Source organism: Shewanella sp. 10N.286.45.A1 (genome assembly GCF_041470405.1).
Taxonomy (GTDB): Bacteria; Pseudomonadota; Gammaproteobacteria; order Enterobacterales; family Shewanellaceae; genus Shewanella.
Genome location: NZ_JBFRMK010000014.1, coordinates 1 through 14,165, shown reverse-complemented (window position 1 = coordinate 14,165; position 14,165 = coordinate 1). Strand labels below are relative to the sequence as shown.

The 14,165-nt window shown below is 45.7% G+C and carries 28 protein-coding genes and 1 pseudogene; all 29 read right to left on the bottom strand.

Annotation, left to right across the window (positions count from 1 at the left end):
- Positions 1-112 precede the first annotated feature (112 nt).
- The gene (gene rplQ, locus AB4238_RS01175; protein WP_012153479.1) at positions 113-505 is read right to left on the bottom strand and encodes a 50S ribosomal protein L17; all 393 of its coding nucleotides are present in this window, start codon (positions 503-505) and stop codon (positions 113-115) included.
- 39 nt (positions 506-544) lie between these two features.
- A complete protein-coding gene (locus AB4238_RS01170) occupies positions 545-1,534 on the bottom strand; it encodes a DNA-directed RNA polymerase subunit alpha (protein WP_020912156.1) in 990 nt (329 codons plus the stop codon).
- Between the two features lie 24 nt (positions 1,535-1,558).
- Complete coding sequence (gene rpsD, locus AB4238_RS01165) at positions 1,559-2,179, bottom strand: 30S ribosomal protein S4 (RefSeq protein WP_012153477.1); 621 nt, start codon at positions 2,177-2,179, stop codon at positions 1,559-1,561.
- 36 nt (positions 2,180-2,215) lie between these two features.
- A complete protein-coding gene (rpsK, locus tag AB4238_RS01160; RefSeq protein WP_012153476.1) occupies positions 2,216-2,608 on the bottom strand; it encodes a 30S ribosomal protein S11 in 393 nt (130 codons plus the stop codon).
- A 14-nt stretch (positions 2,609-2,622) separates the two neighbouring features.
- Complete coding sequence (gene rpsM / locus AB4238_RS01155) at positions 2,623-2,979, bottom strand: 30S ribosomal protein S13 (protein WP_012153475.1); 357 nt, start codon at positions 2,977-2,979, stop codon at positions 2,623-2,625.
- A gap of 116 nt (positions 2,980-3,095) precedes the next feature.
- Complete coding sequence (gene rpmJ / locus AB4238_RS01150) at positions 3,096-3,209, bottom strand: 50S ribosomal protein L36 (protein ID WP_006083579.1); 114 nt, start codon at positions 3,207-3,209, stop codon at positions 3,096-3,098.
- A 23-nt stretch (positions 3,210-3,232) separates the two neighbouring features.
- Complete coding sequence (gene secY / locus AB4238_RS01145; RefSeq protein ID WP_020912155.1) at positions 3,233-4,573, bottom strand: preprotein translocase subunit SecY; 1,341 nt, start codon at positions 4,571-4,573, stop codon at positions 3,233-3,235.
- A 7-nt stretch (positions 4,574-4,580) separates the two neighbouring features.
- On the bottom strand, positions 4,581-5,015 hold the full coding sequence (rplO, locus tag AB4238_RS01140; protein WP_020912154.1) for a 50S ribosomal protein L15: 435 nt from the start codon (positions 5,013-5,015) through the stop codon (positions 4,581-4,583).
- A 1-nt stretch (position 5,016) separates the two neighbouring features.
- On the bottom strand, positions 5,017-5,202 hold the full coding sequence (rpmD, locus tag AB4238_RS01135) for a 50S ribosomal protein L30 (protein WP_020912153.1): 186 nt from the start codon (positions 5,200-5,202) through the stop codon (positions 5,017-5,019).
- Positions 5,203-5,208: 6 nt separating this feature from the next.
- Positions 5,209-5,712, bottom strand: a complete 504-nt coding sequence (gene rpsE / locus AB4238_RS01130; protein ID WP_020912152.1) for a 30S ribosomal protein S5 — start codon at positions 5,710-5,712, stop codon at positions 5,209-5,211.
- A gap of 13 nt (positions 5,713-5,725) precedes the next feature.
- Complete coding sequence (gene rplR, locus AB4238_RS01125) at positions 5,726-6,076, bottom strand: 50S ribosomal protein L18 (RefSeq protein ID WP_020912151.1); 351 nt, start codon at positions 6,074-6,076, stop codon at positions 5,726-5,728.
- Positions 6,077-6,086: 10 nt separating this feature from the next.
- A complete protein-coding gene (rplF, locus tag AB4238_RS01120; RefSeq protein ID WP_020912150.1) occupies positions 6,087-6,617 on the bottom strand; it encodes a 50S ribosomal protein L6 in 531 nt (176 codons plus the stop codon).
- Positions 6,618-6,627: 10 nt separating this feature from the next.
- The gene (gene rpsH, locus AB4238_RS01115; RefSeq protein ID WP_020912149.1) at positions 6,628-7,020 is read right to left on the bottom strand and encodes a 30S ribosomal protein S8; all 393 of its coding nucleotides are present in this window, start codon (positions 7,018-7,020) and stop codon (positions 6,628-6,630) included.
- Between the two features lie 24 nt (positions 7,021-7,044).
- On the bottom strand, positions 7,045-7,350 hold the full coding sequence (rpsN, locus tag AB4238_RS01110; RefSeq protein WP_020912148.1) for a 30S ribosomal protein S14: 306 nt from the start codon (positions 7,348-7,350) through the stop codon (positions 7,045-7,047).
- Positions 7,351-7,360: 10 nt separating this feature from the next.
- Positions 7,361-7,900: a 50S ribosomal protein L5 gene (gene rplE, locus AB4238_RS01105; RefSeq protein ID WP_020912147.1), complete on the bottom strand. Its 540-nt coding sequence runs from the start codon at positions 7,898-7,900 to the stop codon at positions 7,361-7,363.
- Between the two features lie 12 nt (positions 7,901-7,912).
- Complete coding sequence (gene rplX / locus AB4238_RS01100) at positions 7,913-8,227, bottom strand: 50S ribosomal protein L24 (RefSeq protein ID WP_020912146.1); 315 nt, start codon at positions 8,225-8,227, stop codon at positions 7,913-7,915.
- Positions 8,228-8,238: 11 nt separating this feature from the next.
- Positions 8,239-8,607: a 50S ribosomal protein L14 gene (gene rplN / locus AB4238_RS01095; RefSeq protein WP_011863976.1), complete on the bottom strand. Its 369-nt coding sequence runs from the start codon at positions 8,605-8,607 to the stop codon at positions 8,239-8,241.
- A gap of 181 nt (positions 8,608-8,788) precedes the next feature.
- The gene (rpsQ, locus tag AB4238_RS01090; protein WP_020912145.1) at positions 8,789-9,037 is read right to left on the bottom strand and encodes a 30S ribosomal protein S17; all 249 of its coding nucleotides are present in this window, start codon (positions 9,035-9,037) and stop codon (positions 8,789-8,791) included.
- Positions 9,037-9,228 (bottom strand): 50S ribosomal protein L29, encoded by a 192-nt coding sequence (gene rpmC, locus AB4238_RS01085; RefSeq protein WP_012144642.1) that lies wholly within the window; start codon positions 9,226-9,228, stop codon positions 9,037-9,039. The genes rpsQ and rpmC overlap by 1 nt, the downstream gene beginning before the upstream one ends.
- On the bottom strand, positions 9,228-9,638 hold the full coding sequence (gene rplP, locus AB4238_RS01080) for a 50S ribosomal protein L16 (protein WP_020912144.1): 411 nt from the start codon (positions 9,636-9,638) through the stop codon (positions 9,228-9,230). The genes rpmC and rplP overlap by 1 nt, the downstream gene beginning before the upstream one ends.
- Before the next feature lie 11 nt (positions 9,639-9,649).
- Positions 9,650-10,339, bottom strand: coding sequence for a 30S ribosomal protein S3 (gene rpsC, locus AB4238_RS01075; RefSeq protein ID WP_202287032.1), 690 nt, complete (start codon positions 10,337-10,339; stop codon positions 9,650-9,652).
- A gap of 9 nt (positions 10,340-10,348) precedes the next feature.
- Positions 10,349-10,681, bottom strand: a complete 333-nt coding sequence (gene rplV / locus AB4238_RS01070; RefSeq protein ID WP_012144645.1) for a 50S ribosomal protein L22 — start codon at positions 10,679-10,681, stop codon at positions 10,349-10,351.
- Positions 10,682-10,696: 15 nt separating this feature from the next.
- Complete coding sequence (rpsS, locus tag AB4238_RS01065) at positions 10,697-10,975, bottom strand: 30S ribosomal protein S19 (RefSeq protein WP_006083596.1); 279 nt, start codon at positions 10,973-10,975, stop codon at positions 10,697-10,699.
- 11 nt (positions 10,976-10,986) lie between these two features.
- Positions 10,987-11,814 carry a 50S ribosomal protein L2 gene (rplB, locus tag AB4238_RS01060; protein ID WP_020912142.1) on the bottom strand — a complete coding sequence of 276 codons (828 nt, stop codon included), beginning with the start codon at positions 11,812-11,814 and terminating at the stop codon, positions 10,987-10,989.
- A 16-nt stretch (positions 11,815-11,830) separates the two neighbouring features.
- The gene (gene rplW / locus AB4238_RS01055) at positions 11,831-12,133 is read right to left on the bottom strand and encodes a 50S ribosomal protein L23 (protein WP_020912141.1); all 303 of its coding nucleotides are present in this window, start codon (positions 12,131-12,133) and stop codon (positions 11,831-11,833) included.
- Positions 12,130-12,735: a 50S ribosomal protein L4 gene (gene rplD / locus AB4238_RS01050; protein ID WP_020912140.1), complete on the bottom strand. Its 606-nt coding sequence runs from the start codon at positions 12,733-12,735 to the stop codon at positions 12,130-12,132. The genes rplW and rplD overlap by 4 nt, the downstream gene beginning before the upstream one ends.
- Positions 12,736-12,752: 17 nt before the next feature.
- On the bottom strand, positions 12,753-13,391 hold the full coding sequence (gene rplC, locus AB4238_RS01045) for a 50S ribosomal protein L3 (RefSeq protein WP_220739648.1): 639 nt from the start codon (positions 13,389-13,391) through the stop codon (positions 12,753-12,755).
- Between the two features lie 24 nt (positions 13,392-13,415).
- On the bottom strand, positions 13,416-13,727 hold the full coding sequence (gene rpsJ / locus AB4238_RS01040) for a 30S ribosomal protein S10 (RefSeq protein WP_005503530.1): 312 nt from the start codon (positions 13,725-13,727) through the stop codon (positions 13,416-13,418).
- Between the two features lie 361 nt (positions 13,728-14,088).
- Positions 14,089-14,165, bottom strand: a pseudogene (locus tag AB4238_RS01035) (elongation factor Tu); the annotation flags it as partial.

The window sequence follows — 14,165 nt, the reverse complement described above, 5'->3', positions numbered from 1 at the left end:
GGCTGTGGCTGTGGCTGTGCAGGATATTGGCGAGAAGCTAAAACTAATGCAATTAAATTAGAGGCATAAAAAAGGCCGAACAATTTGTTCGGCCTTTTAAACTAAGACTTATTTACTCTGCAGTGTCTTCAACAGCTTCAGCTGCTTCAGGACGACCTACTAGTTCAATGTACGCCATAGGCGCTTTATCACCAGTACGTAGACCGCACTTAAGAATACGAGTGTAACCACCAGGACGTTCCTGGAAGCGTGGACCCAATTCAGTAAATAACTTACCAACGACTTCAGCGTCGCGAGTACGTGCAAATGCCAAACGGCGGTTTGCTACACTATCACTCTTAGCAAGTGTTATCAGAGGTTCAACTACGCGACGCAGTTCTTTCGCTTTAGCTACAGTAGTTTTGATCACTTCGTGACGAACTATTGAGCATGCCATGTTACGGAACATAGCTTGACGATGACTGCTGTTACGGTTTAGTTGACGACCACTCTTACGATGGCGCATGACCTAATCCTTATTACCTATATCTGTACTAATCTGGACTTAAAGGTCGTCTGCTAAACTAGCTGGAGGCCAGTTTTCAAGACGCATACCTAACGACAGTCCGCGAGATGCAAGAACATCCTTAATTTCGGTAAGAGACTTCTTACCCAAGTTAGGAGTTTTCAACAACTCAACTTCAGTGCGTTGTACCAGATCGCCGATGTAATGAATCGCTTCAGCCTTCAAACAGTTGGCTGAACGTACAGTTAGCTCTAAATCGTCGACAGGACGCAACAATATCGGATCGAACTCCGGCTTCTCTTCTACCGGTGCAGCCTCAGTCACATCACGTAACTCAACAAACGCATCTAGCTGTTCAGCAAGAATTGTTGCAGAGCGACGGATAGCTTCCTCAGGATCAATAGTACCGTTTGTGGTCATATCGATAACGAGTTTATCTAAGTCTGTACGCTGTTCAACACGAGCAGCTTCTACATTGTATGCAATGCGAGCAACTGGTGAGAACGAAGAATCAACCAACAAGCGGCCGATAGGGCGATCATCGTCTTCAGTTTGTGCACGGGCAGAAGCCGGTACATAACCACGACCACGCTCTACGCGGATACGCATGCTGACTTCATTATTACCTGTCAAATGACAGATAACATGGTCAGGATTCATAACGGTAACATCACCGTCATGCGTGATATCTGCTGCAGTAACAGGGCCTGCGCCTGACTTACTAAGCGTAAGCATAGCTTCGTCTTTCCCTTCGATAACAACTGCTAGACCCTTAAGGTTTAACAATATCTCAAGGATATCTTCTTGCACGCCTTCCTTGCTACTGTATTCATGCAGTACACCATCGATCTCTACTTCGGTAACCGCGCAGCCTGGCATAGACGACAATAGGATACGACGCAACGCGTTACCTAAAGTGTGACCAAAACCACGCTCTAGCGGCTCCAGTGTAACCTTGGCACGTGTTGGATTAACCTGCTCGATATCAACGAGACGCGGTTTAAGAAATTCTGTAACAGAACCCTGCATTGTGTCCTCTCTTTTGTTTTAACTTTACTTAGAGTAAAGTTCGACGATCAGCTGTTCGTTAATTTCCGCAGACAAATCACTACGCTCAGGAATGCGCTTGAAAGCACCTTCCATCTTAGTGTTGTCAACTTCAACCCATGTTGGCTTTTCGCGTTGAGCCGACACTTCTAAAGCCGCTTTAATACGAGCTTGAGTACGTGACTTCTCGCGAACGCTCACTACATCATTCGCAGACACTTTGAATGATGGAATGTTAACGACGCTACCATTAACCATAATTGACTTATGGCTAACTAGCTGACGTGATTCAGCGCGTGTTGCACCAAAGCCCATACGATAAACTACGTTATCAAGACGGGTTTCTAAAAGAGTAAGTAGGTTTTCACCAGTGTTACCTTTAGTACGTGCAGCATCTTTGTAGTAGTTACGGAATTGCTTTTCTAGCACACCGTAAATACGACGAACTTTTTGTTTCTCGCGTAGCTGAACGCCATACTCAGACAAACGGGTCTTACGAGCGCCGTGTTGTCCAGGTGCAGTTTCAAGCTTACACTTCGAATCGATTGCTCTCACGCCGCTTTTTAGGAAAAGGTCAGTACCTTCTCTGCGGCTGAGCTTGAGCTTTGGACCCAAGTATCTTGCCATGTTCTTTCTCCAACTATCCTATTTAAAAACGACGAGTTAAACGCGACGTTTCTTAGGAGGACGACAACCATTATGAGGGATAGGCGTCACATCGGTAATATTGGTTATTTTGTAACCAACCGAGTTTAGTGCACGAATCGCAGATTCGCGTCCTGGACCTGGACCCTTCACAAACACTTCTAGGTTTTTAACACCGTAGTCCTGAGCGGCAGTACCTGCGCGTTCAGCAGCAACCTGTGCAGCAAATGGGGTAGATTTACGTGAACCACGGAAACCTGAACCACCAGAAGTTGCCCAAGATAGTGCATTACCTTGACGATCTGTAATGGTAATAATAGTGTTGTTGAAAGACGCATGGATATGCGCCATACCATCAGCAACCTGTTTACGTACACGCTTACGCGGAGAACGTGACGGAACTTTAGCCATTGTGGATTACCCCGTTACTTTCTAATTGGTTTACGTGGACCTTTACGCGTACGCGCATTGGTCTTAGTACGTTGCCCACGAAGGGGAAGGCTACGACGATGGCGAAGGCCACGGTAACAACCAAGGTCCATAAGACGCTTGATGTTCATGGAAACTTCACGACGTAAATCACCTTCTACAATGTAGTTGGCAACTTCTTCGCGTAGAGTATCTATTTGAGCTTCGCTCAATTCCTTGATCTTAGCATCTTCAGCAATTGAAGTAGCCGCGCAAATAGCTTGTGCGCGAGTACGACCAATGCCGTAGATAGCAGTCAATGCAATGACTGTATGCTTTTGATCAGGAATGTTAATGCCAGCGATACGGGCCACTATGCACTCCTCAAGTTAAAGGTCATCTGTGAAAAGCCCGGTAGGATACTCGACAGACGACAATTTAGCAAATAATATTTTGACCAGCCCCGACTGGGCTGGTCAAATCTTTCTTTTTAGCCTTGACGCTGTTTGTGTTTAGGTTCAACACAAATCACGCGAACAACGCCACTACGCTTTACGATCTTGCAGTTACGGCAGATCTTCTTCACGGAAGCTCGAACTTTCATTTCATCACTCCGAGATTACTATCTTAGCGACCAAAGCGATCTAAATTCGCTTTGTTTACCAAGTTAGCTTTCTTCATTACAGACTCATACTGATGAGACATCATATGGGTCTGAACTTGAGCCATGAAGTCCATGATTACGACTACCATAATTAGTAGTGAAGTACCGCCAAAATAGAACTGTACTTGCCACGCAATTAACATGAACTCCGGAATTAAGCAGATAAAAGTAATATATAACGCACCAGCTAATGTTAGGCGGGTCATTACTTTATCAATGTAACGCGAAGTCTGTTCTCCAGGACGAATCCCGGGAATAAACGCACCACTCTTCTTCAAGTTATCTGCTGTTTCGCGAGGGTTAAACACCAACGCAGTATAGAAGAAACAGAAAAAGATAATCGCTGTTGCATATAACAATGAGTACAGCGGTTGTCCTGGTGACACAGCAAGTGAAAAATCACTTAACCATGACATAGACTCATTTTGACCAAACCACTGAGCCAGTGTGCCTGGAAACAAAATTATGCTGGACGCAAAAATAGGCGGGATAACACCAGCCATATTTATCTTAAGCGGTAGATGCGTACTTTGCGCTGCGAAGACCTTACGGCCCTGTTGACGCTTAGCATAGTTTACAACGATACGACGTTGTCCACGCTCTACAAATACCACAAAATATGTGACAGCAAAAACAATTACTGCCAGCAACAACAATACTAGTACACTTATGTCGCCTTGACGCGCCTGCTCAGCCGTTTGACCGATAGCAGATGGCAGACCTGCAACAATACCTGCGAAAATTAATATCGAGATACCGTTACCAATGCCTCTTTCGGTAATTTGCTCACCTAACCACATTAGGAACATTGTTCCTGTGACTAAGCTGACAACTGCAACGAAGTAGAATCCGAATCCAAGGTTTACAACTAAACCTGGAACTAAGTTCGGAAGACCTGTTGCGATACCAATAGCCTGGAATGTACCCAGGACCAACGTGCCGTATCGAGTATATTGACTAATCTTCTTTCGTCCCGACTCGCCTTCCTTTTTCAATTCAGCGAGCGCAGGATGAACGACTGTCAATAACTGCATAATGATCGATGCCGAAATATACGGCATGATACCTAATGCAAAAATAGAGGCACGTTCAAGGGCGCCACCAGAAAACATGTTAAACATGCCTAAGATGGTACCCTTTTGCTGATTAAACAGCTCTGCTAGTACAGCAGCGTCAATACCAGGAATTGGTACAAACGAACCGGCTCTAAAGACGATAATTGCACCAATCACGAACAGGAGACGGGTTTTCAATTCTGATAAACCGCCTTTCGCGCTTTTTAAATCAAGTCCTGGTTTTGCCATCGACGTATTATTCCTCGATCTTGCCACCGGCAGCTTCAATAGCTGCACGTGCACCTTTGGTTACCTTCAGACCTTTAACGGTCACAGGGCGCTCAATGGTACCTGAAAGAACGATTTTAGCAAACTGTATGTTGCGAGTAACTAGATTCGCATCTTTCAGCGCATTTAGGTCGATAACATCACCGTTAACTTTAGCTAGTTCGCTAATGCGAACTTCAGCTGATACCAACGCACGACGCGAGGTAAAACCGAATTTAGGTAGACGGATCTTAAGTGGCATTTGACCACCCTCGAAACCGACGCGAACACCGCCGCCAGAACGAGACTTCTGACCTTTGTGACCACGACCTGCAGTTTTACCTAGGCCTGAACCGATACCGCGACCTACACGCTTAGCTGCTGATTTAGCACCTGCAGCAGGTGATAGAGTATTTAGACGCATCTTATACTTCCTCCACCGAAACCATGTAGTAAACCTTGTTAATCATACCGCGAACAGAAGGAGTATCTTCTAGTTCAACAGTGTGATTAATGCGGCGTAGACCTAGACCAGTCAAAGTTGCACGATGCTTAGGCAAACGTCCAATTGAACTCTTGGTCTGAGTTACTTTAAGTGTTTTAGTAGCCATGGTGCATTAACCTCGAATTTCATCAACATTCAGGCCACGCTTAGCTGCAATTTGTGATGGTGACTTCATGTGCACCAACGCATCTACAGTTGCGCGAACGATGTTGATCGGGTTAGTAGAACCGTATGCTTTTGACAGAACGTTATGAACGCCTGCTACTTCCAATACGGCACGCATTGCGCCACCGGCAATAATACCGGTACCGTCAGAGGCTGGCTGCATGTAAACACGAGAACCAGTGTGACGCCCCTTTACAGGGTGGTGTAAAGTACCGTTGTTCAATTCAACGTTTACAATGTTACGGCGAGCCTTTTCCATTGCTTTCTGAATTGCTGCTGGTACTTCACGCGCTTTACCATAGCCATAACCGACTTTACCATTACCATCACCGACTACAGTTAGTGCAGTGAAGCTAAAGATACGTCCGCCTTTAACTACTTTAGAAACACGATTAACTGCAACTAACTTCTCTTGCAGATCGTCTTTTTGTTGAGCTTCAAATTTAGCCATTTTTCATCATTCCTTAGAACTTGAGGCCAGCTTCACGAGCGGCGTCTGCTAATGCAGCAACGCGTCCGTGATACTTGAAGCCGGAACGATCGAATGCAACTACAGCTACGCCTTTTTCGATAGCGCGCTCTGCAACAGTTTTACCCACTGCTTTAGCTGCATCTACGTTACCTGTGTACTTTAGCTGCTCTGATACCGCTTTTTCAGCAGTAGAAGCTGCCGCCAACACTACGTTTGCAGGACTAATGACCTGAGCGTATGTGTGACGTGGTGTACGATGTACAACCAGACGGTTAACGCCCAGCTCTTGGATCTTCTTACGGGCGCGAGTCGCGCGGCGTAAGCGAGATGTTTTCTTATCCATATCGCGTTACCTACTTCTTCTTAGCCTCTTTACGGCGTACTTGTTCATCAGCATAACGAACACCTTTACCTTTGTAAGGCTCTGGTGGACGGTAGCCGCGAATCTCAGCAGCAACCTGACCAATTAACTGCTTATCAGTACCCTTAAGTACGATTTCAGTTTGGCTAGGACATTCTGCTGTTACGCCGTCAGGAAGTTCGTGTACCAGTGGGTGAGAGAAACCTAGAGTTAAATCAACGCCTTTACCAGCGATTTTCGCACGGTAACCGACACCAATTAACTGAAGTTTCTTTTCAAAACCAGCTGTAACACCAACAACCATATTGTTGATTAGAGCTCGAGCAGTACCCGCTTGAGCGGCAGTTTTCACGCCCTCAACCGAACTACACTTAATTTCGTTGTCTTCTACAACAACAGAAACGTCAGCGTTAATTACTCGAGTCAAACTACCTTTAGTACCTTTTACGGTGATAGTTTGTTCGTTTAAAGTCACTTCTACGCCTGCAGGGATAGCGACTGGTGCTTTTGCGACACGAGACATTGCTAGCTCCTTATGCTACGTAGCAGATAACTTCCCCACCCATGCCATTTTGGCGGGCAGTACGATCAGTCATCAAACCTTTAGAAGTGGACACGATAGCGACACCCAGTCCGCCCATAACCTTTGGAAGTTCGTTTTTACCTTTGTAAATACGAAGACCAGGACGGCTAACGCGCTGGATAGTCTCAACGACTGGCTGACCTTGGAAATACTTAAGAGTAACTTCCAGTTCAGGCTTGGCTTCATCTGCTACGGCGTAGTCAGTGATGTAACCTTCTTCTTTAAGCACTTTCGCGATAGCGATTTTTAGCTTAGCAGAAGGCATCTTCACAGATACGTGTTTAGCAGCTTGGCCGTTACGAATACGTGTTAACATATCCGCAATAGGATCTTGCATGCTCATATTAGCTTACTCCGTGACAAGTGCTTACCAGCTGGCCTTGCGTAGGCCAGGAACTTCACCGCGCATAGTTGCTTCACGTAATTTAATACGGCTAAGGCCGAATTTACGTAGGAAACCATGTGGGCGACCAGTTTGACTACAGCGATTGCGCTGACGCGCAGAGCTAGAGTCACGTGGTAGAGCTTGTAACTTAAGTACTGCATCCCAACGATCTTCGTCTGAAGTTGTTGGACTGCTAATGATAGCTTTAAGAGCTAGACGCTTTTCAGCGAACTTAGCTACGAGCTTGGCACGTTTTGCTTCACGTGCTTTCATTGAACTTTTTGCCATTACGCTACCCTTATTTCTTGAATGGGAAGTTAAAGCCTTCGAGCAAAGCTCGGCCTTCTTCGTCATTCTTCGCAGAAGTAGTGATTACAATATCCATGCCGCGGATCTTATCGATTTTATCGTATTCGATCTCTGGGAAGATAATTTGCTCACGTACACCCATCGCATAGTTACCACGACCGTCGAATGATTTAACACTCATACCACGGAAGTCGCGGATACGCGGGATTGCGATATCTACTAAACGCTCTAAGAATTCCCACATACGCTCACCGCGCAGTGTAACCTTACAGCCTATTGGGTAGCCTTCACGGATTTTAAAACCAGCAACTGACTTACGAGCTACAGTCACTACTGGCTTCTGACCAGCGATAGCAGTCATGTCACGAAGCGCATGCTCCATAACTTTCTTATCTGCTACTGCTTCGCCAACACCCATATTAAGGGTGATCTTTTCAATCCGAGGGACTTGCATGACACTGGTAAAACCAAACTTTTTGACAAGTTCAGGACTAACAGTCTCTTGATATTTATCATGCAGTTTCGCCATCGTTTACTCCAATTACTTAACGAGTTCACTGTTCGACTTAAAGAAACGGACTTTTTTGCCATCTTCAAATCGGAAACCAACGCGATCAGCTTTGCCAGTGGCAGAGTTGAAAATCGCTACGTTTGATGCTTGTATCGGTGCTTCTTGCTCAACAATACCGCCAGCTACGCCCAATTGTGGGTTTGGCTTTTGGTGTTTCTTGACAAGGTTAATACCTTCTACAATTAATTTACCAGTAGTTAGAACCTGAGAAACCTTACCGCGTTTCCCTTGGTCTTTACCTGCTAGTACAATTACTTCGTCTTGACGACGTATTTTTGCTGCCATTTTGAAGCTCCTTACAGTACTTCTGGTGCCAGCGAGACAATTTTCATGAATTGCTCTGTACGCAATTCACGTGTCACTGGTCCAAAGATACGAGTACCAATCGGTGCAAGGTTTGCATTAAGCAATACCGCTGCGTTCCGATCGAAGCGAATGACAGAACCGTCTGGACGACGTACGCCTTTCTTAGTACGGACTACCACCGCGTTATATACATCACCTTTCTTCGCTTTACCGCGAGGAATTGCTTCTTTTACAGAAACCTTGATGACGTCGCCGATACCGGCATAACGACGATGAGAGCCACCCAAGACCTTAATACACTGAACTCTACGAGCGCCACTGTTACAGGCGACTTCTAGAGTCGATTGCATTTGGATCATTTTAAGTGCTCCGCTATCGTTACTTCACAATCCCACTTAGGGGTACATTTATTGCCCTATTTTCGACTTTAATTTAGTCAAAAATGGCGCGCAAGTGTAACACCTAAAAACAGGAATAGATAGTACTAAAAATACAAACGGCTCCGAAAATCGGAGCCGTTTAACTAAATGCCTAATAAACTTAGGCTTTTGATACTACTTCAACCAGAGTCCAAGACTTAGTCTTAGACAGCGGACGGCATTCGCGAATAGTCACGACATCGCCAGCATTACACTGATTTTGTTCGTCATGTGCATGGATCTTAGTAGTACGCTTAAGGAACTTCCCGTATAAAGGATGCTTAACCTTACGCTCAATAGCTACAGTGATAGACTTGTCCATCTTGTTGCTAAGTACTCGACCCTGCAAAGTACGGATATTATCAGACATTATGCACCCGCCTTAGAAGTAATAATGGTCTTAACGCGCGCAATGTTGCGACGCACGATTTTAAGCTGATGAGTCTGAGTCAACTGACCAGTGGCGTGTTGCATACGCAGATTAAACTGCTCACGCAGCAGACCAAGCAGTTCAGCGTTCAGTTCTTCAACGCTCTTTTCTGTTAGTTCGCTCGCTTTCATTACATCACCGTCTTAGTTACGAAGGTAGTCTTCAGAGGTAATTTTGCAGCAGCAAGAGCAAAGGCTTCACGAGCCAACTCTTCTGATACGCCATTCATCTCATAAAGAACCTTACCTGGTTGAATCTGGCAAACCCAGTATTCAACGTTACCCTTACCTTTACCCATACGCACTTCAAGAGGCTTAGAGGTAATTGGCTTATCAGGGAAAACGCGGATCCAGATTTGACCTTGACGTTTAATGTGACGTGTCATAGCACGACGCGCAGATTCAATTTGACGAGCAGTAAGACGACCACGTCCTACAGCTTTCAAACCGAACTCACCGAAGCTAACTTCAGTGCCGTTCGCTAGACCACGGTTGCGGCCCTTGAACATTTTGCGAAACTTCATTCTTTTTGGTTGCAGCATTGCCAGCTCTCCTATTTACCGCGAGGCTTACGCTTCGGCTGCTGTTTCGGCTCTTCATGCTGAGGAACGATACCGTCTAGAACTTCACCTTTGAAGACCCAAACTTTAACGCCAATCACACCGTATTGAGTGTGACTCTCAGAAGTAGAATAGTCGATATCAGCACGAAGAGTATGCAAAGGTACACGACCTTCACGATACCATTCCGAACGCGCAATCTCAGCGCCGCCTAGACGGCCGCTAACTTCAACTTTGATACCTTTAGCACCAAGACGCATTGCGTTTTGAACTGCGCGCTTCATAGCACGACGGAACATAACACGACGCTCTAGCTGCGAAGCGATGCCATCGGCAACAAGCTTAGCATCTAGCTCAGGTTTACGGATCTCAGCGATGTTAATTTGAGCTGGAATACCAGTCAATTTAGCAACTGCATTGCGTAGCTTTTCTACGTCTTCGCCTTTCTTACCAATCACAACACCTGGACGGGCTGTGTGGATAGTAACACGAACACTTTTAGCTGGACGCTCGATAACAATCTTAGAAACTGATGCTTGCTTAAGTTTCTTTTCAAGAAACTTACGCACTTCCCAGTCACTACTCAAGTTATTGGCATAGTCTGACTTGTCAGCGTACCATGTCGAGATCCAAGGCTTAGTGATACCCAGACGGATACCATTAGGATGTACTTTCTGTCCCATTGCTAACTCCTAGCGATCTGATACAACCACAGTAATGTGGCTGGTACGCTTGATTATGCGATCAGCACGGCCTTTAGCACGTGGCATGATACGCTTCATAGTTGGACCTTCATCGATCATAATCGCTCCAACTCTTAATTCGTCAATGTCAGCACCTTCATTGTGCTCAGCATTAGCGATTGCAGAGTCCAGTACTTTTTTAACAAGTACTGCAGCTTTCTTAGGGCTGAAAGTTAGAATTTCGAGAGCCTTAGCAACAGGCAGTCCACGGATTTGATCTGCAACCAAACGACACTTTTGAGGCGACGTACGGGCAAAACGATGTTTAGCTAAAACTTCCATCTTATTCCTCCCGTATTAACGCTTCTTCGCTTTCTTATCTGCAGCATGGCCGCGATAAGTGCGAGTTGGTGAAAATTCACCAAGCTTGTGGCCGATCATTTCGTCAGTTACGAACACAGGTACGTGCTGACGACCATTATGGACAGCGATGGTCAACCCAATCATATTAGGGATGATCATAGAGCGACGAGACCAAGTCTTAATAGGCTTCTTGTCTCCCGCTTCCATCGCTTTCTCTACCTTCTTCAGCAAGTGCAGGTCAATGAATGGACCTTTCTTGAGAGAACGTGGCATGGCGAATCCTCTTACTTTTTATTGCGACGACGTACAATGTACTTGTCGGTGCGTTTGTTACTACGAGTCTTATAACCCTTAGTAGGCTGACCCCATGGAGATACAGGGTGACGACCACCAGATGTACGGCCTTCACCACCACCATGTGGATGATCTACTGGGTTCATTGCAACACCACGAACTGTCGGGCGTACGCCTCTCCAGCGTTTAGCACCTGCTTTACCTAACTGGCGTAGCATATGCTCGGCGTTACCAACTTCACCCAATGTCGCGCGGCAATCAACAGGCACTTTACGCATTTCGCCAGAGCGAAGACGTAGAGTGGCGTATGCGCCATCACGAGCAATAACTTGTACATAAGCACCAGCAGAACGCGCGATTTGAGCACCTTTACCAGGCTTCATTTCAACTGCGTGCACTACGCTACCCACAGGGATATTACGTAGAGGCATTGCGTTACCGCTCTTGATCTCTGCATCGATACCAGACTGGATTGAATCTCCAGCTTTCATGCCTTTAGCGGCAATGATGTAACGACGCTCACCGTCAGCGTAAAGTACCAATGCGATGTTAGCTGTACGGTTTGGATCATATTCCAAACGTTCAACCTTCGCAGGGATACCGTCTTTGTTACGCTTAAAGTCGATTAGACGATAATGTTGCTTATGTCCGCCACCAATGTGACGTGAAGTGATGCGACCAGTATTGTTACGGCCACCACTTTTCGATTTTTTCGCCAACAGGCCTGCAAAAGGTTTACCCTTATGCAAATCGCTGTTCACCACTTTAACTACGTGGCGACGACCTGGAGAGGTTGGCTTACACTTAATAACTGCCATGATAATTCTCCTTTGCTTATTCAGCGCCGCCGACGAAATCGATGTCAGCACCTTCAGCTAGAGTAACATAGGCTTTTTTCCAATCGCTACGACGGCCAGTACGGGCACCGTGACGCTTAGTTTTACCTTTGTTAACCAAAGTGCGAACTGAATCGACTTCAACTTCGAATAGCTGTGCTACTGCAGCTTTAACTTCAGCTTTAGTTGCATCGATAGCTACACGGAAAACAACTGTATTGTTCTTCTCTGCATTCACAGTGCTCTTTTCAGAGATATGTGGAGCAAGAATAACTTTTAACAAACGTTCTTCGCTTATCATCCCAGCATCTCCTCGATTTGCTTAATAGCTTCAGCAGTTACGAGTACTTTGTTGAACGCGATAAGGCTAACTGGATCAATACCAGCAACATCACGAACGTCAACTTTGTACAAGTTACGAGCAGCTAAGAACAAGTTCTCGTCAACTTCTGGAGTAACAATCAACACGTCTTCAAGTTGCATTTCGTTCAATTTAGCTTTCAGCTCTTTAGTTTTCGGAGCTTCAACACCAAACGACTCAACTACTACTAGACGGTCTTGACGTACCAATTCAGAGAATATGCTTTTCAGCGCTCCGCGGTACATCTTCTTGTTAACTTTTTGGCTGTGATCTTGTGCTTTAGCAGCGAATGTTACGCCACCGCCACGCCAGATTGGGCCTTTAACAGTACCGGCACGTGCGCGGCCAGTACCTTTTTGGCGCCATGGCTTCTTGCCAGAGCCAACTACTTCTGCGCGAGTCTTTTGAGCACGAGTGCCCTGACGCGCGTTTGCAGCGTAAGCTACAACTACCTGATGAACCAGTGCTTCATTAAAGTCACGGCCGAAGGTAGTTTCGGAAACTTCAAGAGCACTCTGTGCGTCTTTCAATACCAATTCCATTACTATCTCCTCAGACCTTAAGCTTTAACAGCTGGTTTGATGATCAGGTCGCCATTAGTAGCGCCTGGAACTGCACCCTTAACCAGTAGCAAGTTACGCTCAGCATCTACACGTACAACGTCTAGATTCTGCGTAGTAACACGCTCTGCACCCATGTGGCCTGACATTTTCTTACCTTTGAAAACGCGACCAGGTGTCTGGTTTTGACCAATAGAACCGTTAGATCTATGAGCCAAAGAGTTACCATGTGTCATATCTTGGGCATGGAAGTTCCAACGCTTAATACCGCCTTGGAAGCCTTTACCTTTTGATTGACCAGTTACATCAACTTTCGCTATGTCAGCGAAGATATCTACATTTAGCTCAGCACCAACTTCGATGCCTTCACCATCACCATCTGCCAAACGCAATTCCCACAAACCACGACCGGCTTCAACGCCTGCCTTAGCAAAGTGACCTGCTTCTGGTTTAGTGATGCGATTAGCTTTTTTGGTACCAGTAGTAACTTGAAGTGCACGGTAACCGTCTGTATCCAAAGTTTTCACTTGGGTTACACGGTTAGCAGCAATTTCAATTACTGTTACAGGTACCGACGCGCCATCTTCATTGAAGATACGTGTCATACCTACTTTACGACCGATAAGACCGATAGCCATCTCTCAAACCTCTTCTAAGCTCAATTAACCCAAGCTAATCTGAACGTCAACACCCGCCGCAAGATCTAAACGCATAAGTGCGTCAACAGTCTTTTCAGTCGGCTCTACGATGTCAACAAGACGTTTGTGAGTACGAAGTTCGTACTGATCACGCGCATCTTTATTAACGTGTGGAGAAGTCAAAATGGTATAACGTTCTTTACGCGTTGGTAGTGGAATTGGACCACGAACCTGTGCGCCTGTACGCTTAGCAGTTTCAACGATTTCCGCAGTAGACTGATCAATCAAACGATGATCAAATCCTTTTAAGCGGATACGGATTCTTTGGTTCTGCATTGACCAGAGCTCCTAAAATGTACACATAAAAAATCACCCTCTAGCTTCTTCCTTTTGGAAAAGCAGAGCGAGATGATTTAACCGTTCGACTCACAATTGGAGTCGCTGTTTTTTTACGTCAACCTCGAGGGTAGACCAATTTAAATTCGCCTAATGGTTAAGGCGAGGGGCTATTATACTGATTTTAAGTCTCAGATCAACCCCACTGTTTGAAATACCGTCAAATAGACCATATCCAACAAAGTGGCGGCTATTATACCCAGGCAGATCGAGATTGCCAGTACTTAGCGCACTTTTCTTAAGGCAATAAAAAAGGCAGCCTAAGCTGCCTTTTTCAGTATTGCGTTAAGATTGGTCGCTATTAAGCAACGATCTCTGCAACAACACCAGCACCAACTGTACGTCCACCTTCACGGATGGCGAAGCGTAAACCTTCGT